The sequence below is a fragment of the Aeromonas sp. 2HA2 genome (genome assembly GCF_029237345.1).
Taxonomy (GTDB): Bacteria; Pseudomonadota; Gammaproteobacteria; order Enterobacterales; family Aeromonadaceae; genus Aeromonas; species Aeromonas salmonicida.
Genome location: NZ_JAACGB010000001.1, coordinates 259,582 through 282,388, shown reverse-complemented (window position 1 = coordinate 282,388; position 22,807 = coordinate 259,582). Strand labels below are relative to the sequence as shown.

Sequence of the window (22,807 nt, the reverse complement as noted above, 5' to 3'; positions counted from 1 at the left end):
GATGACGGGTGAAGATTAAGCGGTTTTTTGCCAAGGATATGAGAACGGCGCTGGCTGAGGTCAAGGAGACTCTCGGGCCCGATGCCGTCATCATGTCCAACAAGAAAGTCACCGGAGGGGTGGAGATAGTCGCCGCTGTCGATTATCAATCCCAAGTTCCGGGACCCAAAGATGCGCCGGTTCGCCGTCAGTTGAACGATGAGAGCGTCAATATCTCGTCTGCCGGGCGGCAGATGACGCGCCCTGTGCCCACCCCGGCCAAGGAACAGAACGAACACTATGCCGATACCCTGGCCGCGCTGCTGGCACGCCAGCAGAAGCTGAATCCATCCAACCCGGCCGGTCTCAACGGCGGGGCACCGATGGCGGCTGCCGGATCTGCGCCTCGCACCCTGGCAGAACAGGGCCAGTGGGGAGCGGCCCCCGAGCCTGCCAAGCCCAAAGCCAGAGTGGCGACCCCGGGTCGCGCTCCCCAGCCTGCGCCGCGAGAGCAGGAGATGGAAGGGATGCGCAAGGAGATGGCCAGCATTCGCAAGCTGCTTGAGCACCAGATCTCCGGACTGATGTGGCAGGAAGTGGAACGCCGTGAACCTATGCGGGCCCTGCTCATCAAGGAACTCAAGAAGATAGGCTTTGACGATGCGTTTGCCGATCAGCTGGCGGGCCTTATCCCTGAGGATATGTCCATCCATCAGGCCATGGCCCAGTTGGCCGAGGTGCTGACCGCCCAGCTCAAGATCAGCGAAGACGACATTTTACGACAGGGTGGGGCCGTTGCCCTGCTCGGACCGACCGGGGTGGGCAAAACCACCACCATCGCCAAATTGGCGGCGCGATTTGCCATGAAGTATGGCGCCGAGCAGGTGGCGCTCATCACCACGGACAACTACCGGATCGGTGCCCATGAACAGTTGCAGACCTATGGTCGCATCATGGGGTGTCCGGTTCGGCAGGTCAGGGATGCAGAAGAGCTGGCCAATGCCCTCTATCAGTTCCGCCATCGTCGGCTGGTACTCATCGATACCGCAGGGGTCGGGCAGCGGGATATACGGTTGACCGAGCAGCTCGATACCCTGGTGAAAAATGCCAAGGTTCGCATCCGCAGCTACCTGGTGATGTCAGCCACTTCCCAGCGTCGGGTGATGCAGGAGGCGGTGGACCATTTCCGGCGTATTCCATTAAGCGGCTGCATACTTACCAAATTGGATGAGAGTCTGAATCTGGGCGAAGTGATTAACGTGTGTATCCAGAATGCATTGCCTATCAGCTATATCACTGATGGACAAAGGGTTCCGGAAGATATTCAAGTTGCCAATGCGGCGCAGCTCGTCGGGGCTGCCATGGGCTCGCTGGAGCAGGAAACAGAAGAACCCTATTTCTGGGGGGCAGGCTTTGGCGAGGCCGAAGATTCGGAGTTTTATGAGTAACATACATATGGATCAGGCGAGTGGTCTGCGCAAAATGCGTCAAAACAATCGAGTAAAAGTGATCGCCGTTTCCGGTGGCAAGGGTGGCGTGGGCAAGACCAACGTGACCCTGAACGTGGCGGGTGCCATGGCTGCCCAAGGCAAACGCGTGATGGTGCTGGACGCCGACCTTGGCCTTGCTAACGTTGACGTCATGCTGGGGCTGCGGGTACACCGCAACCTCTCCCATGTGCTGGCCGGCGAGTGCACCATAGACGACATCATAGTCGAGGGACCTTACGGCATGATGATAGTGCCGGCGACATCCGGCACCCAGTCCATGGTGGAGCTCTCTCCGGTGCAGCATGCCGAACTTATCCGCGCCTTCAGCGAGATGAAGACCCAGGTCGACATCCTGATGGTGGATACGGCGGCGGGCATTTCCGAGATGGTGCTGAGTTTCACTCGCGCCGCTCAGGACATCATGATAGTGGTGTGCGACGAGCCAACCTCCATCACGGATGCCTACGCCCTCATCAAGATCCTCTCCAAGGATCACGGTGTGTTTCGCTTCAAGGTGGTGGCCAATATGGTGCGCAGCCTGCGCGAAGGGCAGGAGCTCTATGCCAAGCTGACCCGGGTAACTGACCGGTTTCTGGACACCTCGCTGGAGCTGGTGGCTTGCGTGCCTTACGACACCAACCTGCGGGCTGCCGTGCGCAAGCAGAAGCTGATCGTCGAAGCCTTCCCCAAGTCGCCTGCAGCGCTGGCGTTTCGCGCCCTCGCCAACAAGGCGGCAAGCTGGCCCATTCCTAACCAACCCGGCGGGCATCTCGAATTTTTCCTGGAAAATTTGCTGCAAAAGCCGGTCATAGCACAGGAAGGTTCCCGTGAATAAAGCCCAAGCGTACTTGCGTCATCAGGATTCCTATGTGCTGGTCGAGCGTCATGCTCCACTGGTGAAGCGGATTGCCCAGCATTTATTGGCTCGCCTGCCAAGCAGTGTCTTGCTGGATGACCTGATCCAGGCAGGTATGATTGGGCTGCTCGAAGCTTCCCGCAACTTTGACGGCAGCAAGGGCGCCAGCTTTGAAACCTACGCCGGGATCCGCATCCGTGGCTCCATGCTCGATGAGATACGGCGGGGCGACTGGGTGCCGCGTTCCGTGCACCGCAACAGCCGTGCCATCGCCGAAGCCATCGAAAATGTTGAACAAGCGCACGGCCGTGATGCCCGCGATACCGAGGTGGCGGTCCAGATGGGGGTCAGTCTCGGCGAGTATCACACCATGCTGCAGGATGTCTCCTGCGGCAAGATAATCGGCATCGAGGACCTGGGGGTCAGCGAGGATGTGATTGGTCATCCCGACGATGCTGGAAGCAACAGTGGTTTTGACGAACTGGCAGCCGAGCGTTTTCAAGGTGCTCTGGCCGAACACATTGGACGCTTGCCGGAACGGGAAGCGTTGGTACTCTCCCTTTACTACGATGAAGAACTGAACTTGCGTGAAATAGGCGAGGTATTGAACGTAAGCGAGTCTCGTGTGAGCCAGATACACAGTCAGGCAATGCACAGATTACGCGCTCGTTTAAGAGATTGGCATGTATAAGTGTTTGTACTAGCTACACTGAAACAAAACTCTAAGGCATAATCCGCAAAACAAAACCTGCGATCTGCATCATGTAAGTGAGCCGCTATGGCGGCTATTTAGGAGGGAATTTTGGACAAGAACATGAAAATCCTCATTGTTGACGATTTTTCAACGATGCGCCGGATTATCAAGAACTTGCTGCGTGACTTGGGATTTAACAATACCCACGAAGCAGATGACGGCAACACGGCCTTGCCAATGTTGAAAAATGGTGATTATCAGTTCGTGGTCACCGACTGGAACATGCCCGGTATGCAAGGTATCGACTTGCTCAAGGCAATTCGCGTCGATGACAAACTCAAGCATCTGCCGGTGCTGATGGTAACGGCTGAAGCCAAGCGCGAACAGATCATTGAAGCCGCCCAAGCGGGCGTCAATGGCTATATCGTCAAGCCTTTCACCGCTGCAACGCTCAAAGAGAAACTCGACAAAATCTTTGAACGAATCGGCTAAGGAGCAGCAGGGATGAAGGCCAAAACGAGTGCAATGATTTCGCTCGATCAGGCAAGGATGCTTGTTGCCCATCTTGAGCAAGGCGAATTTGAACAGGCTGATACCATCATTGCTGATGCATGTGCCCCCAATGCCGCCGCTCTGTTTGACAAAGTGGGTCAACTGACCCGACAACTGCACGATTCCCTACAGGATTTCCGGCTGGATCCGCGGATCCCCGACCTGGCGACCCATGATATTCCCGATGCCCGGGAGCGTCTCAGCTACGTTATCGACATGACTGACAAGGCAGCCAACCGCACCATGGATGCGGTGGAAGCCAGCCTGCCGATTGCTGACCGACTCAATGACAACATTCAGCTGGTTCTGCCTAACTGGAATGCCCTGATGAGCAGGGACATGAATGTCGGACAATTTAAGTCTTTATGTCACCAACTGGATGATTTTATTAAGGCTTCTGAATCTGATGCCGATAAATTACGGCAACTGCTGACAGAAATCCTGATGGCGCAAGATTTTCAGGATTTGACTGGCCAGATGATCCGCAAGGTCATCAAGCTGGTTCAGGAAGTTGAAACAAAATTAATAGAAATGCTGACTATGTTTGGTGAGGCTGCGGCTGAGCATTCATCTCAACGCCTTCCTGTAAGCGGGATTGAAGCCGAAGGCCCCATCATGAACCCTGAGACGCGTTCCGATGTGGTCAATGGTCAGGATGATGTGGACGATCTGCTGTCTAGCCTGGGATTCTAATGGAGTGACGCATGGCCTTCGAAGTTGATGAAGACATACTGCAAGACTTTTTGGTCGAAGCATCCGAAATATTGGAACAGTTGTCCGAACAACTGGTCGACTTGGAAAAGCGACCCGATGACAAGAATCTGTTGAATGCCATATTTCGAGGCTTTCATACCGTTAAAGGCGGCGCCGGTTTTCTCTCTCTGGGGGAATTGGTAGACGTCTGTCACGGTGCCGAAAACGTGTTCGACATCTTGCGCAATGGCAAGCGAACCGTCACTGCCGAGTTGATGGATGTCATTTTGCAGGCACTGGACGCCATCAATGTGATGTTCGCCCAGGTGCAGAATCGCGAACCACCCAGCCCTGCATCCGCCGAAATCCTGCATGATCTGCATGAGCTCTGCAAGCCCGAGGGGCAAGAGCAGCTGCTGACTGCCTCCGCTGGTAATAATGCCCCTGCCCAGGGGGAAGAACCGATTGAGACTGCTGCCGTGGCTTCCGAACCCGAGACGGTTGCTACACCATTGCCCGTCAATGGTGGCGGCTCCATCGATGAAATCTCTGCCGATGAGTTTGAGCGTTTGCTCGATGAATTACATGGTGCTGGCGGCGCGCCGACCCCGGTTGCCAATTCCATATTGACCGGCACCGGTGACATCACCGATGACGAATTCGAAGCCTTGCTCGACCAGTTGCATGGTCAGGGTCAGCATAGCGGTGCCCTCGAGGTCAACCCCTTGACGTCGGTACAAAAAGAAGTCGACGAACTTATCGATGACGATGAGTTCGAACGTCTGCTTGATGAGCTGCATGGTCGTGGCCAGGGACCGAAAACCAGTATCACGCCACCTGCAGCACCGGTAGCAACCGCCCCAACACCAGCAGCTCCGGTGAGCGCTGCCCCCGCGGCCAAGCCGACGCCTGCGCCGGCACCAAAACCCGCCGCCGCGCCGGCTGCTGCCGCAAAACCGGCACCAGCCCCCGTCAAACAACCGTCAGCACCGGCAGAAAATGCAGTGCAAAGCGATACCACGGTTCGGGTAGATACCAAGACATTGGACGTCATCATGAACATGGTGGGTGAGCTGGTGCTGGTTCGTAATCGTCTGGTGAGCCTCGGCATCGCCAGCAACGATGAAGACATGTCAAAAGCGGTTGCCAATCTGGACGTGGTGACGGCCGATCTGCAAGGCGCGGTAATGAAAACTCGCATGCAGCCCATCAAAAAAGTATTTGGTCGCTTCCCGCGCGTCGTGCGCGATCTGGCTCGCACTCTCAAGAAAGACATTGAGCTGGTGATGGTCGGGGAAGAGACTGATCTGGATAAAAACCTGGTCGAGGCCCTGGCTGATCCGCTGGTTCACTTGGTGCGCAACTCCTGTGACCATGGGGTCGAGATGCCGGATGTGCGTGAAAAAGCGGGCAAGCCACGTCAGGGCACCATTACCCTGAGTGCCTCCCAGCAGGGTGACCACATCCTGCTTTGTATCGAGGATGATGGTGCCGGCATGGATCCGGAGAAGCTCAAGTCCATCGCTATCAGTCGTGGTGTGCTGGATGCAGACAGTGCGGCTCGTATGAGTGACAACGATGCCTACAACCTGATTTTTGCGCCTGGTTTCTCTACCAAGTCAGAGATATCCGATATCTCAGGCCGTGGTGTCGGTATGGATGTGGTGAAAACCAGTATTGTGAGCCTGAATGGCTCCGTCTATATCGATTCTACCTGGGGTAAAGGGACCCGCCTCGAGATCAAGGTGCCTTTGACGCTGGCTATCTTGCCGACGCTGATGGTGGAAGTGGGTGAACAGACGTTTGCCTTGCCGCTGGGGTGTGTGAACGAGATTTTCCATCTGGACCTCAAAAAGGCCAATGTGGTGGATGGTCAGCTCACTATCATAGTGCGTGACAAGGCCATTCCGCTCTTTTACCTGCACAAGTGGCTGGTGAAAGGGACGAACAAGAAATCACGGCAGGATACGGGCCATGTGGTGATAGTGCAGATTGGCACCCAGCAGATAGGTTTTGTCGTGGATAACCTGATTGGCCAGGAAGAGGTGGTGATCAAGCCGCTGGACAACCTGTTGCAAGGAACCCCTGGCATGGCCGGGGCCACCATCACCAGCGATGGTGGTATCGCACTCATTCTGGATGTGCCGAGTCTGCTCAAAGCGTATGCGCGTAGACATTGATAGCTCAGGCCCAAGGAGTTAGAAAAATAACAATGGCAGTCAAGGTACTAGTTGTCGACGATTCGAGCTTCTTCCGCCGCCGGGTCAGTGAAATCATCAATCAGGATCCCATGCTGACGGTGATAGACACGGCCCAGAATGGACGGGAGGCAGTAGACAAAGCGCTGGCTCTGCGACCTGATGTGATCACCATGGACATAGAGATGCCCGTGATGGATGGCATCAGCGCCGTACGCGAGATCATGGCCAAGTGTCCCACTCCGATCCTGATGTTCTCCTCTCTGACCCATGAAGGGGCCAAGGCCACGCTCGATGCGCTGGATGCTGGTGCCCTCGACTTTCTGCCCAAGAAATTTGAAGACATTGCCCGTGACAAGGACGAGGCGATCCGGCTGTTGCAACAACGGGTCAAGGATATTTCGCGCAAGCGCTTCCTGATGGCGGCACCGGCTCGAGCCAAAGCGCCGGAACCTGCTGCTCGCAGCCCATTGGGCAGTTCGCTGTCACGTCCTGGTGATCGTCAGGCCGAGCCACAGCGGAGTGTGCCGTCGGCGGCGTTCAAGCGCAGTGGCAAGACTTATCAGTTGGTGGCTATCGGTACCTCCACCGGCGGTCCGGTTGCATTGCAAAATGTGTTGACCAAGCTGCCCGCTGATTTTCCTCACCCCATATTGCTTATCCAGCATATGCCGGCGACCTTTACCGCCGCCTTTGCCGCTCGTCTCAATGGCCTGTGCCAGATCGGGGTCAAGGAGGCGGAAGATGGTGATGTACTCAAACCCGGTCATGCCTATCTGGCGCCCGGTGGCAAACAGATGCTGCTGGAAGGGCGTGGTGTCGGTGCCCGTATCCGGATTGTCGAGGGTAACGACAAGGTCAACTACAAACCTTGTGTCGATATTACCTTTGCTTCAGCAGCTAAAACCTATGCCGACAAGGTGCTTGCTATCGTATTGACCGGCATGGGGGCCGATGGCCGGGATGGCGCTCGCCTGCTCAAGGAGCAGGGCTCTACCATCTGGGCTCAGGATGAAGCGTCCTGTGTCGTATATGGTATGCCGCAAGCCGTTGCCAAGGCGGGTATCGCCACTGAGTCACTGCCGCTGGATCGGGTGGCACAGCGTATTCTGGTTGAGCTGGGTCGCTAAAGATGGGCATGTTCGGCCTGATCCTGGCGCTGGGAGCGATTGCCATTGCCCAGTTGTGGCATGGCGGCACCCTGCTCACCCTGCTCGATGGCCCTGCCTTTGTCATCGTGGTGGGTGGCACCTGGGGCGCGGTCATTTTGCAGACACCGCGCAAGTATCTGCTCGAAGCAATCAGGCAGTTGCGCTGGATGTTGATCCCTCCTGCCTGGGATCTGCCCAATCAAGCCGAGCGGCTGCAGGGATGGGCGGTATTCGCCCGCCAGCAGGGACTGCTGGCACTGGAAAATCAGGCCGATCAGGAGAGTGACGAGTTCACCCGTCAGGGCCTCACCATGATAGTGGACGGGGTATCGATAGAGGATATCCGCATGTTGCTGGAAGCGGACATCGATATCGAGCAGGAGCGCAACGAGCACTCCGCCCGGGTCTTTGAGGCCATGGGGGGATATAGTCCGACCATTGGCATCATAGGTGCAGTGATTGGTCTGATCCAGGCCATGTTCAATCTGGAAGATCCCGCTGCTCTTGGGGCTGGAATTGCCGTTGCCTTTGTTGCCACCATCTATGGGGTTGGCTTTGCCAACCTCTTTTATCTACCGATTGCCAATCGTCTGCGCGCCTTTCACTATCATTACGCTCTGTTTCAGGAGATGACGCTGGAAGGTTTGATGGCGATTGCTCACGGCGAAAATGGCCCGCAGGTTGAACGGCGGTTGAAGGCTTATCTGAAAGGAGAGTAGCCATGCGCAAGCGCTATCGTTTGCACCTGCAAGGTCGAGAGCACCTCGATCGGTGGCTGGTTTCCTATGCCGACTATATGACGCTGATCTTTGCTCTGTTCGTGGTGCTCTACTCGGTGGCGCTGGTCAACAAGGACAAGTATCGCGCCGTCATTGATGGCATGACTCAGGCTTTCAGCGTCATGCCGCCACTCAGTGATGGCTTGCTGGAAGGGCAGGGGACATCCCTGTTGAACGGCGAGGTCTCTGCCACATCTGCAGTGCTGGAGAGTGCCAGACAAGACTCCCCTTCGATTGCTCCCATCTCTGGTGTCCCCATCAAGCAAGATGGTACGACTCTTGCGACGATAGATACCCAATTGCAGGAAAACATGGGCTCACTGGTGGAGGCGGGCGTAGTCAAGCTCACGCTGGATGACAACTGGTTGACGATAGAGCTGAGCTCTGGACTCTTGTTTGGCAGTGGCAGTGCCTTTATGAGTACTAATGCCGAGCCTGTGCTCAATACTCTTTCAAGTATTCTCAAACCGGTCGATAACTATGTGAGAGTGCGGGGCTACACAGATAACCAGCAGATAAATAATGAAATTTTCCGTTCCAACTGGACGTTGTCAGCGGCAAGAGCGGAGGCCGTGCTCACGGCTCTCATCGCCAAGGGGGTTGCCCCCCAGCGGCTTGCTTACGAGGCCTACGGCGAGTTTTCTCCCTTTACCGGGAATGACAGCGAGCAGGGACGTTTACAGAATCGCAAGGTGGTGGTCGCTATTTCCAAGTTCGCCTGGGTGCCACCCGCCCCCGCTCCCGTCAAGCCTGTGACGGTGGAGCCGGTTCCCGCAGTGCAACAGGCAGTCGAGGCAGGCGAGGTCAAGGTGATCACTCTGCCAGGTGGTGGCATACGTATAACAACAAGGCAGGATTGATACAGTGATTGTTTGGACGGTTGCCAACCAAAAAGGTGGGGTCGGTAAAACCACCACAGTGGTCTCGTTAGCCGGTATTCTGGCTCAGCGTGGACAGCGTGTGCTATTGATTGACACTGACCCCCATGCTTCCTTGACTGCATATCTCGACTTTGATTCAGACCGGCTGGACGGCACTCTCTATGAGTTGTTTCAGGCTGCCAAACCTACTGCCGAGCTGGTCAATAAACTGACGCTGAGAACCAAATTCGACAATATCCATCTTCTGCCGGCTTCCATCACATTGGCTACCCTGGATCGGGTGATGGGCAACCGGGAAGGGATGGGATTGGTGATCAAGCGTGCCCTGCTGCGTATTCAGGATCAGTATGACTATGTGCTCATCGATTGCCCGCCGGTGTTGGGCGTCATGATGGTCAACGCTCTGGCGGCCTGTGATCGTATTCTGGTACCGGTACAAACCGAATTCCTGGCGCTCAAGGGGCTGGAGCGGATGATGAAAACTTTCGAAATCATGCAACGCTCCAAGCGGGAGAAGTTCCGCTTCACCGTGATCCCCACCATGTTTGACAAGCGAACCCGCGCCTCCCTGATGACCCTGAAGTCCATCAAGGAACAACATGGCGATGCCGTATGGAACGCCGTCATCCCCATCGATACCAAGTTTCGGGATGCCAGTTTGCTCCACATTCCCCCTTCTATTTATTCGCCGAGCAGCCGCGGCACTTATGCCTATGAGACTTTGCTCAACTATCTTGATGCCCAGGAGCGTCAACGTGCTCATGAGGTGACATCATGAGAGACACAACTCAAGTGAGGGCAATGGATGATTACTTCCATTCCCTGTTGCTGGATGAGGTCCTGCTGACGGAGCCGTCAGAAGCGCTTGAACCTGCGCCCGTGATCTTGTTGCAACGCCAGCCTCTTGCTGCTCCCGAGGTAGTCGTTCAACCCTATCTGGAAGCGGATGAACGGCTCGAACAGCTGAGCGAGTTGCTCGCCCAGGTGGGTCAGGTGCAGTTTGAAATGGATGCCCTGAGCCATGAAGAGGTCGTCAGCGAGCCCTTGCAGATCGAGGCTGAAGATGCCTTGTTGCCGGTTGAGCCTGTCTGGCCAGAGGAGATGCCGGCCCCGGCGGTGGTCGAACCGTCAACGCTGGTGATGACAGAAACGACGGTAGAGCTGGCGCCTCAAGAAGAGGTGGCACCATCGACTTGGGAAAACATCGATACCGGCAAGGAGTTTCAGGCGCTGTTCTTCGAAGTTGCCGGCGTCACCTTTGCAGTGCCCCTGACCGAGCTCGGCGGGATCCATCAGATGGGCGAAGTCTCGTCGCTATTTGGTCAGCCCGACTGGTATCGTGGCATCATGACTTCCCGCGAGCAGAAGATGAACGTGGTGGATACCGCGCAGTGGGTGATGCCGGGTCAGCATCTGGAGATACCGGATTACAAGTATCTGATCATGTTGGGTGAATCTCCCTGGGGGCTCGCCTGCCATCATCTGAAAGGCACAGAGTTATTGCATCGTGATCAGGTCAAATGGCGCCATCAGGAGGGTAAACGCCCCTGGCTAGCTGGCATGGTCAAGGAGAAGATGTGCGCCCTGCTGCATGTCAGGGAATTGCTCCTGCTGCTGGAGCGCGGGGTCAACATAGAAGGTCGCTGATAACTTCTGCACTTGTGCTGTTTTATTGCTAGTTTTACCAGTAGACGTTTTCATAAAAGGAATAAAAACATGACAGAAAAGCGCAATATTGCACAGAATCTGGCCGAAGATGAAGTGCTGCAATGGGTCACCTTCCAGCTGGAAAATGAAACCTACGGCATCAACGTGATGCAGGTGCAGGAGGTGTTGCGCTACACCGAAATCGCCCCTGTGCCGGGTGCGCCCGAGTATGTGCTGGGTATCATCAACCTGCGCGGCAATGTGGTGACCGTCATCGACACCCGTTCCCGTTTCGGCCTGCCTTCCGGCGATGTGAGCGAGAACTCGCGCATCGTCATCATCGAGGCGGAGAAGCAGGTGATTGGTATCATGGTCGACAGTGTGGCCGAGGTGGTCTATCTGCGTTCCTCCGAGATTGATGCCGCCCCTGCGGTGGGTACCGAAGAGAGCGCCAAGTTCATTCAGGGTGTCAGCAACCGTGATGGTCAACTGCTGATTCTGGTCGATCTGAACAAGCTGCTCTCCGATGAAGAGTGGGAAGATATTGGTTCCCTCTGATAGAAAGGTGATGTTTTGATTATTGAAATAGCTGCCTTGGGGGTGTCCTTGTTGGCGTTGGTGCTGGCCCTGTACGGGGTGATCAGCAGCCGACGTGGCCAACGAGAGTCCGAGGCCAGGGTGGAGACGCTGCAAGGCCAGCTCGAGAGTCTGCGCAAGCAGATGATGGAACTGCACACGGGGGCCATCGGCATGGGCCAGCGTTTGCAGTCGGTCGAAGGGGCTATGCAGCAGGTCAACGATCGCCAGCAGGAGCTGACCCTGCAGGATCCGGAACGCCGCCTTTACAGCCGTGCCGCCAAGATGGTCGAGCTTGGTGCCGACCTCGACGAGGTCATGAATGAGTGCGAATTGCCAAAGGCCGAGGCTGAACTCTTGATTTCATTGCGAAAAGGCCGCTCATAAATCATCGGGAAGGCGCTCGCCTTCCTGATTTTCATCTCCCGCTTTGCGCGCCGAAAAGGCGGGATCTTCCCCACAAATCCTGCTGATAATTGGCATCTTTGAAAAGACGCATTCTAATACTGTGTTAATATGCAGGCCGCCTCTTTTCATCTGATTACATCCTCATGCTGCTTCAAGTTAACAATCTGAGCTGCGTGCGTGAAGATCGCACTCTGTTTGAACACCTCTCCTTTGCGGTGGCTCCCGGCGATCTGGTGCAGATTGAAGGTCCCAATGGCGTGGGCAAGACCAGCCTGTTGCGCCTCTTGACGGGTCTGTCCCAGCCGTTTGCCGGTGAAGTGTGCTGGAATGGCGAAAATATCCGCCACTGTCGCGATGCATATCATGCCAACCTGCTCTATCTGGGCCATCAGCCCGGTGTCAAGGCGGCGCTGACACCGCTCGAAAATCTCGCCTTCTATCAGAAACTGCATCATCCGACCCAAACCGGGGTGGATCTGTGGCGAGTGCTGGCCCAGGTCGGGCTTGCCGGTTTCGAGGACAATCCCAGCGGGCAACTCTCCGCCGGTCAGCAGCGCCGGGTGGCACTGGCAAGGCTTTGGCTCAGTGATAAACCGGCGCTCTGGATCCTGGATGAGCCCTTTACCGCCATCGACAAGCAGGGGGTCAAGGTACTGGAACGCCTCTTCCTGGACCACGCCGAGCGGGGAGGTATGGTGATCCTCACCACCCACCAGGACATGACTCTGATGCAGGGACGGTTGAAGACCCTGTCGCTGACCCCTTTGCTGCAGGAGTAGCTTGATGTTGCGCGCCGTAATCCAGCTTATTCACCGCGAGTTGCTGATGGCTCTGCGCCAGCGCTCCGACATTTTAAACCCGCTCTGGTTTTTCCTGATCGTCATCACCCTGTTTCCCCTCGGCATAGGCCCTGAGCCCAAGCTGCTGGCTCGCATTGCCCCTGGTATCATCTGGGTGGCCGCCTTGCTGGCGGCCATGCTCTCCCTTGAGCGGCTGTTTCGGGATGATTTCAGCGATGGGGCGCTTGAGCAGATGATGCTGATGCCTCATCCCCTCGGGCTGTTGGCGCTGGCAAAAGTGATTGCTCACTGGTTGCTGACAGGGCTGCCACTGCTGCTGATCTCACCGCTGCTTGCCATCCTGTTGTCACTGGACATGAACTCCTATCTGGCCGTGGTCGCGACCCTGGCGCTGGGAACCCCTGTGCTGAGTCTGCTCGGGGCCGTCGGCGTCGCCCTGACGGTGGGGCTGCGCAAGGGCGGTGTCTTGCTGAGCCTGCTGATCCTGCCGCTCTATATTCCGGTACTCATATTTGCCACCTCTGCCATCGATGCGGCGGGGATGGGCTTGCCCTATGCTGGCCAGCTCGCTATTTTGGCCGCCATGCTGGTGGGAGCTTTGACCCTGACCCCGCTGGCGGTATCGGCGGCGCTCAGGGTCAGCCTGAACTGACGATGGACATGAGCACAGGGCTCCTGATGGGTCATTGTGGAAAAATAATGTTGCGATGGATCAAGAAGAGGGTCGCTTATTGCTTTCGGGGTATTTGATGTCACCCCGAGGTCAGTATGGTAGGCCTCGCCAAACAATTAATAACAAAAAGGTTTTGTGAGCTATGTGGAAATGGTTGCACCCTTACGCTAAACCCGAGCGAGCCTATGGGCTGGCAGGGACCTTGCTGCCCTGGTTTGCCGTGACAAGTCTGCTGTCATTTATCATCGGTACTGTCTGGGGGCTGGCCTTTGCGCCGGCCGACTATCAGCAGGGTGACTCCTTCCGGATCATCTATATCCATGTGCCCTCCGCCATTCTCTCCATGGGGGCCTACTCCACCATGGCGGTGGCCGCCTTTATTGGGCTGGTGTGGCAACTGCGAATGGCCGACATGACGGTGGCGGCCATTGCGCCGGTCGGTGCCGTGTTCACCTTTATTGCGCTGTTTACCGGTGCTGCCTGGGGCAAACCCATGTGGGGCACCTGGTGGGTATGGGATGCGCGCCTCACTTCCGAGCTTATTCTGCTGTTTCTCTATCTTGGTGTGATCGCGCTTTACAACGCTTTCAGCGACAAGGTGGTGGCGGGCCGCGCCGCTGGCATTCTGGCACTGGTGGGGGTGATCAACCTGCCCATCATTCACTACTCGGTTGAGTGGTGGAACACCTTGCACCAGGGCGCCAGCATCACCAAGTTTGACAAACCCTCCATTTCCCCCGAGATGCTGTGGCCGCTGCTCATCATGATACTGGCGTTTGCCGCCTTCCTTGGAGCCTTGACCCTGATGCGTTTTCGAAACGAGCTCTTGATGCGGGAGTGGCATCGCCCCTGGGTCATCGATCTTGCCAAGCAGGAGAAGTAAGCATGCACTTTGCCTCTTTCAGTGACTTCATGGCGATGGGCGGTTACGCCTTCTATGTCTGGCTCTCTTTTGGTCTGACCCTGATCTGCTTGGTTGGCATCGTCATTTCCACCCGTATAAAAACCCGCAGCCTGCTTGGCGAGTTGCGTAGCAAGCAGGCGCGAGAGGCCCGCCGCAAGGCGGCCCAGCAGATGGAGAACACCCTATGAACCCGAGACGCAAAAAACGCCTCACCATCATACTGGCGATCAGTGCCGGTTTGGCCGCCGTGATCGGCCTGGTGCTCTACGCCCTCAGCCAGAACATCGATCTCTTCTACACCCCGAGTGAGCTGGTAGAAGGCAAGGGACCGGACAAGATAAAGCCCGAAGAGGGGCAGCGTCTGCGTATTGGTGGGCTGGTGGTACCGGGTTCCGTGCTGCGAGATCAGCAAAGCCTCAAGGTAGCCTTCAAGCTGGTGGATAATGGCGGACATCTGGTGACCGTCGAGTTTGACGGCATACTGCCGGACTTGTTCCGGGAAGGGCAGGGCATAGTGGCCCAGGGTACTCTCAAGAACGCCACTACGGTGGAGGCGTTCGAGGTGCTGGCCAAGCACGATGAAAACTACATGCCGCCGGAAGTGGCCGATGCCACCAATGGTATGCATTTCAAGCCGGAATATACCGAGGCGCAGTTGAAAGGAACCAAACAATGAGTCTGGCTACCCGCTCACCGTTTTCATCGTTTCTCACCCGCGCACAGGTGTGTGCTGTCACTCAACCTGAAGGAACTCTGAAATGATCCCGGAATTAGGGCAGTTTTCACTGATCCTGGCCTTTGCCACCGCCATCTTGCTGGGGGTTTATCCCTTGCTTGGCGCTCAGTGGGGGCGCCTTGGCATGATGTCGACCGCCCGTCCGCTGGCCTATGCCCAGTTTTTGCTGCTGTTGCTGTCGTTTCTGTGCCTGACCTGGGCCTTTATCGACCACGACTTTACCGTGCAGTATGTGGCCACCAACTCCAATACCCTCTTGCCGCTGGCGTATCGGATCTCTGCCGTCTGGGGGGCCCATGAGGGCTCCTTGCTGCTCTGGGTACTGACGCTGGCAGGCTGGACGGCGGCGGTGGCCCTGTTCAGCCGCAGCCTGCCGCTCGATGCGGTAGCGCGGGTACTCGGGGTTCTGGGGCTTATCTCGGTTGGTTTCACCGCCTTCGTGCTCTTTACCTCCGACCCTTTCACCCGGACCCTGCCTTACTTCCCTGTGGATGGCCGCGATCTTAACCCCTTGTTGCAGGATCCGGGTCTTATCTTCCATCCGCCCATGCTCTACATGGGGTATGTGGGCTTCTCGGTCGCCTTTGCCTTTGCCATCGCCTCCCTGATGACGGGGCGTCTCGACGCCACCTGGGCGCGCTGGTCCCGTCCCTGGACCATGGCGGCCTGGGTCTTCCTTACCTTGGGCATAGTGCTTGGCTCCTGGTGGGCTTATTACGAGCTCGGCTGGGGTGGCTGGTGGTTTTGGGATCCGGTAGAAAACGCCTCCTTCATGCCTTGGCTGGCAGGTACTGCCCTGCTGCACTCGCTGGCGGTAAGCGAGAAGCGGGCCACTTTCAAGGCCTGGACAGTGCTGCTGGCACTCTCCGCCTTCTCATTGAGCCTGCTCGGCACCTTCCTGGTGCGTTCCGGCGTATTGGTGTCGGTGCATGCGTTCGCCTCCGACCCGACCCGAGGCCTGTTCATTCTGGGCTTCCTGCTGGCGGTGATCGGCAGTTCGCTCCTGCTGTTCGCCTTCAAGGGCTCGCAGGTGAAGAGTCACGGCAAGCATGAGCTGTGGAGTCGCGAGACCCTGCTGCTCGGCAACAACATCATGTTGGTGGCGGGTCTGTTGACCGTGTTGCTCGGCACCCTGTTGCCGCTGGTGCACAAGGAGCTGGGACTTGGCAGCATCTCCATCGGCACTCCCTTCTTCAACCACATCTACAGCTGGCTGATTATTCCGTTTGCCCTGCTGATGGGGGTTGGCCCGCTGTTTCGCTGGCGCCGTCAGGGGCTGGGCGAACTCAAGGGCAAGGTGATCCTCGCCCTGGTTCTGAGTCTGGTCTCCGCCATCTTGCTGCCACTGTGGCTGGCCGAGGAGTTCAAGCCCTGGGCTGCTGTGGGAATTGGGCTGGGGACCTGGATCATCATCACCAGCATCCAGGAGACCTGGGTACGCGCCACCCACAAGCACTCCTTCGCTACCGGGGTGCGCAAGTTGGGCAACAGCCATTGGGCCATGATCCTGGGTCACGTGGGGCTGGCCGTCAGCATCATAGGTATCGCCTGTACCCAGAACTACAGCATCGAAAAAGATCTGCGCATGCAGGCCGGTGACAGGGTGCAGTTTGCCGATTACGAGTTTGTTTTCACCGGCATTCGGGAAAAGAATGGCCCCAACTACGACGGCTTCAAAGGTGTGCTGGAAGTTCACAAAGATGGCAAGCAGGTGGCCCTGCTCAAACCCGAGAAGCGGATGTACACAGTGAGCCGGATGCCGATGACGGAAGCGGCGATTGACGCCGGTTTTACCCGGGATCTCTATGCGGCGCTCGGCGAGCAGCTGGACAACGGCGCCTGGGCGGTACGGATTTATTACAAACCCTTCGTGCGCTGGATCTGGTTCGGTGGCGTCTTCATGGCCATTGGCGGCGTGCTGGCCATGCTGGACAAGCGTTACCGTTTTGGCCGTCGTGAAGAGGAGGCCAAGGCATGAACAAGAAGACCTGGCTGTTTCTGATCCCCTTTATTATTTTTCTGTTGGGTGCTGTCTTCCTGTTCAAAGGGCTCTATTCCGACCCCACCAAGCTCGAGTCAGTGATGGTGGACAAGGAAGTGCCCGTGTTCACCCTGCAGGACATCTACGACCTGAACAAGCTGCATGATCGCAGCATCCTCAAGGGGCGCCCCATGCTGCTCAACGTCTGGGCTACCTGGTGCCCGACCTGCTACGGCGAACACACCTACCTCAAGCAACTGGCGGAGCAGGGCATCCCCATTGTCGGCATGAACTACAAGGATGAGCGGGACAAGGCCATCCGCTGGTTGACCGAGCTTGGCAATCCCTATCAGGTCAACCTGTATGACCCGGATGGCATGCTGGGGCTGGATTTGGGTGTCTATGGGGCACCCGAGACCTTCTTTATCGACAGTCAGGGCATCATTCGCTATCGCCATGTGGGGGATGTGAATCCACAAGTCTGGGCCACTACCCTCAAGCCCATCTTCGAGTCCATGAAATGAGAAGGCGCCTGATGAAAACACTGATTGCCTCCCTGCTGTTACTGGCGGGATTGGGTGGCGCAGGACCGGCCCTGGCTGCGATTGATGTCTATACCTTTGACACTCCCGCGCAAGAGCAGACTTTTCGCGAGCTGACCCGCGAGTTGCGCTGCCCCAAGTGTCAGAACCAGGACATCGCCGATTCCAATGCAGGGCTTGCCAAGGACTTGCGGGACAAGACCTACCAGATGGTGCGCGAGGGCAAGGAGAAGCAGGAAGTGGTGGACTACATGGTCGCCCGCTACGGCAACTTCATTTTGTATAACCCGCCGCTGATGGCGTCGACCCTGATCCTCTGGCTCGGCCCGCTGCTGGTCATCGTCATTGGCGCCGTCACTGTGGTGGTGCGCAGTCGCCGTCGTCCCGTCATGGCCAAACAGGCGGATAGCGCCCTGAGCGCACAGGAGCAGGAACGTCTGGCTGCCCTGCTCAAAGAGGAAGAGAAACAATGACCGCATTTTTGATTGTGATCGCGGCCTTGCTGGTGTTGGTGAGTCTGACTCTGGCGATGCCGCTGTGGCGTGGAGAGGGCAAGCAGAGCATCAGCCGTTCGGCTCTCAACAAGCAGCTTTATCGTCAGCGTTTGCTGGAAATCGGCGAAGAGCGCGAGCAAGGAATATTGGCGGAGGAGCCGGAATCCCTGGTCGAGCTGCAACGCAGCCTGCTGGATGACATCCCCGATGTGGAGCAGAGCGCCCGTGGCGGCAAGAGCCTGATCTGGATCCCGGGTGTGCTGGTGCTGGTGCTGGTGAGTCTGGGGCTCTATTACAAGCTGGGTGCCTGGCAGGAAGTCCAGCGCTGGCAGGATGCCAGCAGTCGACTGGGTGAACTGAGCAACCGCATTCTGGTCGAACGGGATGCCCAGGTGACCGAGCAGGACCTGCTGGACTTCATGCTGGCGTTGCGCACCCGTCTGAAAGACGAGCCGAATGATTACCGTGGCTGGCTGCTGCTGGGTCGTTTGTCGCTGGATGGCAATGATCCTGATATGGCCCGCGAGGCCCTTGAGCGCGCCTATGATCTGGCGCCACAGAAGACCATGGTAGCCGTGCCCTACGCCCAGGCGCTGATGATGACTGGGGATGACGCCCAGGCCGATGAGCTGCTGCGTAGCGCCATCGCGCTGGATCCGGCCAACATAGAGGCACGCTCCGTCTATGCCTTCATGGCGCTGCAAAAAGAGGACTTCAAGACAGCGCTGATGCGCTGGCGCGAGATGCTGCCGCTGATGGAGAAGGGCTCGACCCGCTACGCCATGGTGGAGCGCTCCATCGACTATGCCGAGCAGCAGTTGAAACAGCGTGGCATAGCGGTGACGACCCCTGGTGCAGCCAACAAGAGTGATGAGCAGGGGCAACAGCTGGAGGTGAAGAAAGGGGAGTTTCCGATCCATGTCACCCTGGCTGCCGGCATTCAGATGCCGGAAGATGCTCATCTGTTCGTTTTTGCTGTGGTGCCCAATGGACCGCCCATGCCCATTGCCGTGAAGCGCATCGCAGGACCCACTTTGCCTGTCACCCTTTCCCTGGGGGATGGTGATGCCATGATGGAGGGCAGCAAGCTTTCCGCCTATCCGCAACTGCAGTTCAAGGCACGGCTTTCTCGCGGCGGCAACGTGATGAACAAGGAAGGGGCGTTCGAAGGGGTATCGACATCTATCCCGACGGATGCGATTCCTTCAGCGCCGATTGACATCCGTATCGATCACGCCCTCTAATACCCCTTTGCCCCGCCCCTCTATGGGGCGGGTGCCTATAATTCGGATTAATCACAATAAGAAACTAGGACTTCCATATGTATGTGCGTTCAGTGGCATTGATGGCGGCATTGTTGTTGGGAGGCTGTGCGGGTGGCCCACCCAAGCCGGGCCCCGAGAGTCTTGATCTCAATGAAGCACCGGGTCGGCCCGAGGCGACCAGCACTGCCAGCGATGGCCGCGACCCCTTCCAGGGGGCAAACCGGGCCATGTGGGTGGTCAACTACGATGTGCTGGAGCCCTATGTGGCCCGCCCCGTGGTGCATGGCTATGCCCGCTATATTCCGCAAGGGATGAAGGATGGCATCGAGAACCTGGTTGAGAACTTCAACGAGCCGAGCAGCATGGTCAACCACCTGATCACCGGTGACTTGCAAGGCGCGGGAACCAACCTCGGCCGCTTTACCCTCAACACCACTATCGGTTTGCTGGGTATCTTCGATGTGGCCAAGCATGCCGGGCTCGAACGCGACAAGCTGGAACTCAATACAGTACTGGGTCGTGCCGATATCGGCGATGGTGCCTATCTGATGGTGCCCGTCTACGGTCCTACCACGACGCGCAAGCTGGTGGGGGATACCATAGATACCATCTACTTCCCCTATGCCCTGTTGACGCTGCCGCTGCGAGTCACCCACTGGATGCTGGATGGATTGGGTACCCGATCCAAGCTGATCGATCAGGAGAGGATCATCGACAACGCGCTCGATCCGTATGCCCTGACCAAGGATTTCTATCTGCAGCACAACCAGAACAAAGTGACCGGTCGTCAGACCGAGTTCAAGCAGACGCCGGCGGAGAAAGCCGACGATGCCAATCTGGATGACTATCTGGACGAGATAGACCAGTGATGCCACTGGCTGTCGATAACAGGCGCCTTCGGGCGCCTTTTTCATATCTGCTGCCGGCTCATTTCTGCCATAAAAAAACGCCCCGCAGTGCGGGGCGTTTTGGCAAGAAGCGGCTATCAGGCAGCTAGGTTCTTGGCCACGAATTCCCAGTTCACCAGGGTCCAGAAGGTTTCCATGTACTTCGGACGCAGGTTGCGGAAATCGATGTAGTAGGCGTGTTCCCACAGGTCGACGGTCAGCAGCGGTGTAGTACCGGCTTCGGTCAGCGGGCAACCGGCGTTGGAAGTGTTGACGATGGCCAGGGAGCCGTCGGCTTTTTTCACCAACCAAGTCCAGCTGGAACCGAAGTTGCCGATGGCAGACTTGGTGAAGGCATCCTTGAACTCGGCGAAGGAGCCAAACGCCTTGTTGATGGCATCAGCCAGGGCGCCGGTCGGCTCGTTGCCACCGTTCGGGGAGAGGCAATGCCAGTAGAAGGTGTGGTTCCAGATCTGGGCGGCGTTGTTGAAGATGCCGCCAGTGGAGGTCTTGATGATCTCTTCCAGAGACTTGCCTTCAAACTCGGTACCTGGCACCAGGTTGTTCAGGTTGACCACGTAGGTGTTGTGGTGCTTGCCGTGATGATATTCCAGAGTTTCCTGGGAGATGTGCGGTTCCAGGGCATTGATTGCGTAGGGCAGAGCGGGAAGTTCGAAAGCCATTTTCTACTCTCCATTGGCTGGCCGTGCGAAGGCGACGGTTGCAAGACATTGCGTACTCTTTTCTATTTTGAAAAGAATTGTTCTTGAAATGATGGGGCCAGATGGCCCAAAGCCCGTCGATTGTACCAGCATCAAAGATGGGCTAACAACTCTTGATTCTCGCCATGATCCGGATCAAGCTACGGCGTATTGATTCATCACTTCTTGCATCCAGGACGGTTTGTCAGTTTGTGGTCTGCAAGGATTGCAGTAGAATGGCCGCCGAAATCGCTCTAGTGAGGCACCTATGGAAACTATTGAAAAGATCAAACAGCAGCTGGCTGACAATCCCATCATCCTGTACATGAAGGGTTCCCCCAAGCTACCCAGCTGCGGTTTCTCTGCCCAGGCCTCCCAGGCTCTGATGTCCTGTGGCGAGCCGTTTGCTTATGTCGACATACTGCAAAATCCGGACATCCGCGCCGAGCTGCCGAAGTTCGCCAACTGGCCCACCTTCCCGCAACTGTGGGTAGAGGGTGAGCTGGTCGGTGGCTGCGATATCCTGATCGAGATGTTCCAGGCTGGCGAGCTGCAGACCCTGATCAAGGAAACTGCCGCCAAGCACAAGCAGGATGACGTTGCTGCCGAATAAGGTCGCATCTGCATCATGCAAAAAGGGGAGCCAATGGCTCCCCTTTTTTTATCACGGCAGACAGGATCAGCTGATGCGCTCGATCCGCGCCATATAGAAGCCGTCAAAGCCGGTCGCGGACGGGCTGACGGTGTGGTCATCCCGCAGACGATAGTTGTCGTTGGCAGCCAGGAATTTGTCCACTTGCTGACGGTTCTCTTGGGGCAGGATGGAGCAGGTTGCATAGACCAGCAGACCCCCCACCTTCACCATCTGGCTGTAACGCTGCAGTATCTCCTCTTGCAAGGCAACCAGCACCGGCAGTCGCTCGGCGGTGTCACGCCATTTGGCATCCGGATTGCGCTTGAGCACGCCAAGACCGGAGCAGGGCACGTCCAGCAGTACGCGATCGGCAGTGCCTTTGAGGCGCTTGACAGTCTTGCTGCTCTCGATGACACGGGTTTCCACGTTGTGGGCACCGGCACGGCGGGCGCGCTGCTTGAGGTTTTCCAGCTTCCACTCTTCCACATCCATTGCCAGCAGACGGCCCTTGCCTTCCATCATGGCGGCGATGTGCAGGGTCTTGCCGCCGGCACCGGCGCAGGCGTCGATGACTCGCATGCCAGGGGTGACTTCCAGCGCCGCTGCAACCAGCTGGGAGCCTGCGTCCTGCTGCTCGAACCAGCCGTCGGCAAACGCCTTGGTGCGAAACAGGGCCGCATCAGAGGTGACCTGCAGGGCGGTAGCGACCCCTTCAACCGGAATAGTGTTGACCTGCTCCTTGGCCAGTGCGGCTTGCAGCTGTTCCCGCGTGCATTTGAGGGTGTTGACCCTCAGGTAACGTTTGGGCATCCAGGCCAGGGCGGCGCGCTCTGCAGGCCAGGCCTCTCCCAACTGCTCGCTGCCCAGCTTTTCCAGCCAGGCAGGGCAACCATCCATCAGCACCGGATTTTTCTTCGCTTCTGTCAGGCGGCGGCGGAATGCCTCTTCGTTGAAGCGATCCAGGGTCGGGTGGTTGGACTGAACTATCTTGTGGAAGGCGTGCCAACTGTGCAGCAGTGGCCAGACGTTTTTTTCGGCCTGACGCACCTGAATACCTGTCAGGGCGCAGTAGAGGCTGAGGCGACGCAGCAGGTCGCCGGTGACCAGGGCAATCCTTGCCTGTTCTTGTGGTTTGATTTCGATGCCGGAGAAGTGGCGTGCATAGGCTCTGTCCAGGGTGAGACCCTGGCCTAATACATCGTCAACTATGGCAACGACCAGATCCCCGGAACGGGGCAACAGTGGGGACTTGAGCATGAGATTAACCTTGGCCAGATAAAGATGAA

At 57.2% G+C, this 22,807-nt stretch carries 27 protein-coding genes; 24 read left to right on the top strand and 3 right to left on the bottom strand.

Annotated features, from left to right (window positions below):
* Positions 1 to 8 precede the first annotated feature (8 nt).
* From flhF to GWQ29_RS01245, 13 genes are all read left to right on the top strand, one after another.
* Complete coding sequence (gene flhF, locus GWQ29_RS01305) at positions 9 to 1,427, top strand: flagellar biosynthesis protein FlhF (RefSeq protein WP_021138444.1); 1,419 nt, start codon at positions 9 to 11, stop codon at positions 1,425 to 1,427.
* Complete coding sequence (locus tag GWQ29_RS01300; protein WP_034523505.1) at positions 1,420 to 2,304, top strand: MinD/ParA family protein; 885 nt, start codon at positions 1,420 to 1,422, stop codon at positions 2,302 to 2,304. Before flhF ends, GWQ29_RS01300 begins: the two co-directional genes overlap by 8 nt.
* Entirely contained in the window at positions 2,297 to 3,016 is a 720-nt protein-coding gene (locus tag GWQ29_RS01295; protein ID WP_021138445.1) for an RNA polymerase sigma factor FliA, read from the top strand. Before GWQ29_RS01300 ends, GWQ29_RS01295 begins: the two co-directional genes overlap by 8 nt.
* A gap of 111 nt (positions 3,017 to 3,127) precedes the next feature.
* On the top strand, positions 3,128 to 3,511 hold the full coding sequence (cheY, locus tag GWQ29_RS01290) for a chemotaxis response regulator CheY (RefSeq protein ID WP_005319295.1): 384 nt from the start codon (positions 3,128 to 3,130) through the stop codon (positions 3,509 to 3,511).
* A gap of 12 nt (positions 3,512 to 3,523) precedes the next feature.
* Positions 3,524 to 4,264: a protein phosphatase CheZ gene (locus GWQ29_RS01285; RefSeq protein WP_005319293.1), complete on the top strand. Its 741-nt coding sequence runs from the start codon at positions 3,524 to 3,526 to the stop codon at positions 4,262 to 4,264.
* Between the two features lie 11 nt (positions 4,265 to 4,275).
* A complete protein-coding gene (locus tag GWQ29_RS01280) occupies positions 4,276 to 6,444 on the top strand; it encodes a chemotaxis protein CheA (protein WP_275918580.1) in 2,169 nt (722 codons plus the stop codon).
* A gap of 32 nt (positions 6,445 to 6,476) precedes the next feature.
* The gene (locus GWQ29_RS01275; RefSeq protein ID WP_265421139.1) at positions 6,477 to 7,592 is read left to right on the top strand and encodes a chemotaxis response regulator protein-glutamate methylesterase; all 1,116 of its coding nucleotides are present in this window, start codon (positions 6,477 to 6,479) and stop codon (positions 7,590 to 7,592) included.
* Between the two features lie 2 nt (positions 7,593 to 7,594).
* Positions 7,595 to 8,332 (top strand): flagellar motor protein, encoded by a 738-nt coding sequence (locus GWQ29_RS01270; RefSeq protein ID WP_275906672.1) that lies wholly within the window; start codon positions 7,595 to 7,597, stop codon positions 8,330 to 8,332.
* 2 nt (positions 8,333 to 8,334) lie between these two features.
* Positions 8,335 to 9,252, top strand: coding sequence for a flagellar motor protein MotB (locus GWQ29_RS01265; RefSeq protein WP_275906673.1), 918 nt, complete (start codon positions 8,335 to 8,337; stop codon positions 9,250 to 9,252).
* A gap of 4 nt (positions 9,253 to 9,256) precedes the next feature.
* Entirely contained in the window at positions 9,257 to 10,051 is a 795-nt protein-coding gene (locus tag GWQ29_RS01260; RefSeq protein WP_275906674.1) for a ParA family protein, read from the top strand.
* The gene (locus GWQ29_RS01255) at positions 10,048 to 10,920 is read left to right on the top strand and encodes a chemotaxis protein CheW (protein WP_034524369.1); all 873 of its coding nucleotides are present in this window, start codon (positions 10,048 to 10,050) and stop codon (positions 10,918 to 10,920) included. The genes GWQ29_RS01260 and GWQ29_RS01255 overlap by 4 nt, the downstream gene beginning before the upstream one ends.
* Positions 10,921 to 10,989: 69 nt before the next feature.
* Positions 10,990 to 11,478 carry a chemotaxis protein CheW gene (locus GWQ29_RS01250; RefSeq protein WP_005298836.1) on the top strand — a complete coding sequence of 163 codons (489 nt, stop codon included), beginning with the start codon at positions 10,990 to 10,992 and terminating at the stop codon, positions 11,476 to 11,478.
* Between the two features lie 18 nt (positions 11,479 to 11,496).
* Complete coding sequence (locus GWQ29_RS01245; RefSeq protein WP_043134707.1) at positions 11,497 to 11,883, top strand: DUF2802 domain-containing protein; 387 nt, start codon at positions 11,497 to 11,499, stop codon at positions 11,881 to 11,883.
* Here the strand turns inward: GWQ29_RS01245 and GWQ29_RS01240 are convergent.
* Positions 11,878 to 12,033: a hypothetical protein gene (locus tag GWQ29_RS01240; protein WP_155601922.1), complete on the bottom strand. Its 156-nt coding sequence runs from the start codon at positions 12,031 to 12,033 to the stop codon at positions 11,878 to 11,880. The two genes, GWQ29_RS01245 and GWQ29_RS01240, sit on opposite strands and share 6 nt — an antisense overlap.
* Before the next feature lie 14 nt (positions 12,034 to 12,047).
* Between GWQ29_RS01240 and ccmA the strand changes: the two genes are divergently transcribed.
* The 10 genes from ccmA to GWQ29_RS01190 all read left to right on the top strand — a co-directional run bounded on the left by ccmA (position 12,048) and on the right by GWQ29_RS01190 (position 20,168).
* Positions 12,048 to 12,683 carry a cytochrome c biogenesis heme-transporting ATPase CcmA gene (gene ccmA / locus GWQ29_RS01235; RefSeq protein WP_275918579.1) on the top strand — a complete coding sequence of 212 codons (636 nt, stop codon included), beginning with the start codon at positions 12,048 to 12,050 and terminating at the stop codon, positions 12,681 to 12,683.
* A 4-nt stretch (positions 12,684 to 12,687) separates the two neighbouring features.
* Entirely contained in the window at positions 12,688 to 13,356 is a 669-nt protein-coding gene (ccmB, locus tag GWQ29_RS01230; RefSeq protein WP_021140844.1) for a heme exporter protein CcmB, read from the top strand.
* Between the two features lie 163 nt (positions 13,357 to 13,519).
* Complete coding sequence (locus GWQ29_RS01225; RefSeq protein ID WP_005319261.1) at positions 13,520 to 14,260, top strand: heme ABC transporter permease; 741 nt, start codon at positions 13,520 to 13,522, stop codon at positions 14,258 to 14,260.
* 2 nt (positions 14,261 to 14,262) lie between these two features.
* Positions 14,263 to 14,469, top strand: coding sequence for a heme exporter protein CcmD (ccmD, locus tag GWQ29_RS01220; RefSeq protein WP_005319258.1), 207 nt, complete (start codon positions 14,263 to 14,265; stop codon positions 14,467 to 14,469).
* Positions 14,466 to 14,957: a cytochrome c maturation protein CcmE gene (gene ccmE / locus GWQ29_RS01215; RefSeq protein ID WP_275906678.1), complete on the top strand. Its 492-nt coding sequence runs from the start codon at positions 14,466 to 14,468 to the stop codon at positions 14,955 to 14,957. Before ccmD ends, ccmE begins: the two co-directional genes overlap by 4 nt.
* Before the next feature lie 82 nt (positions 14,958 to 15,039).
* A complete protein-coding gene (locus GWQ29_RS01210; protein ID WP_096118151.1) occupies positions 15,040 to 16,995 on the top strand; it encodes a heme lyase CcmF/NrfE family subunit in 1,956 nt (651 codons plus the stop codon).
* Positions 16,992 to 17,522 carry a DsbE family thiol:disulfide interchange protein gene (locus GWQ29_RS01205; protein ID WP_275918578.1) on the top strand — a complete coding sequence of 177 codons (531 nt, stop codon included), beginning with the start codon at positions 16,992 to 16,994 and terminating at the stop codon, positions 17,520 to 17,522. The genes GWQ29_RS01210 and GWQ29_RS01205 overlap by 4 nt, the downstream gene beginning before the upstream one ends.
* An 11-nt stretch (positions 17,523 to 17,533) precedes the next feature.
* Positions 17,534 to 18,013 (top strand): cytochrome c-type biogenesis protein, encoded by a 480-nt coding sequence (locus GWQ29_RS01200; protein ID WP_059112934.1) that lies wholly within the window; start codon positions 17,534 to 17,536, stop codon positions 18,011 to 18,013.
* Positions 18,010 to 19,278: a c-type cytochrome biogenesis protein CcmI gene (gene ccmI / locus GWQ29_RS01195; RefSeq protein WP_125596659.1), complete on the top strand. Its 1,269-nt coding sequence runs from the start codon at positions 18,010 to 18,012 to the stop codon at positions 19,276 to 19,278. Before GWQ29_RS01200 ends, ccmI begins: the two co-directional genes overlap by 4 nt.
* Positions 19,279 to 19,355: 77 nt before the next feature.
* Entirely contained in the window at positions 19,356 to 20,168 is an 813-nt protein-coding gene (locus GWQ29_RS01190) for an MlaA family lipoprotein (protein ID WP_181455187.1), read from the top strand.
* Between the two features lie 116 nt (positions 20,169 to 20,284).
* Here GWQ29_RS01190 and sodB read toward each other — a convergent pair whose 3' ends face one another.
* The gene (sodB, locus tag GWQ29_RS01185; RefSeq protein ID WP_005319233.1) at positions 20,285 to 20,869 is read right to left on the bottom strand and encodes a superoxide dismutase [Fe]; all 585 of its coding nucleotides are present in this window, start codon (positions 20,867 to 20,869) and stop codon (positions 20,285 to 20,287) included.
* A gap of 286 nt (positions 20,870 to 21,155) precedes the next feature.
* On the opposite strand from sodB, the gene GWQ29_RS01180 reads away from it, so the two are divergent.
* The gene (locus GWQ29_RS01180) at positions 21,156 to 21,500 is read left to right on the top strand and encodes a Grx4 family monothiol glutaredoxin (RefSeq protein WP_005319230.1); all 345 of its coding nucleotides are present in this window, start codon (positions 21,156 to 21,158) and stop codon (positions 21,498 to 21,500) included.
* A 66-nt stretch (positions 21,501 to 21,566) separates the two neighbouring features.
* On the opposite strand, the gene GWQ29_RS01175 is transcribed toward GWQ29_RS01180, so the two are convergent.
* Positions 21,567 to 22,778, bottom strand: a complete 1,212-nt coding sequence (locus tag GWQ29_RS01175; protein WP_058395689.1) for an RsmB/NOP family class I SAM-dependent RNA methyltransferase — start codon at positions 22,776 to 22,778, stop codon at positions 21,567 to 21,569.
* Positions 22,779 to 22,807 lie beyond the last annotated feature (29 nt).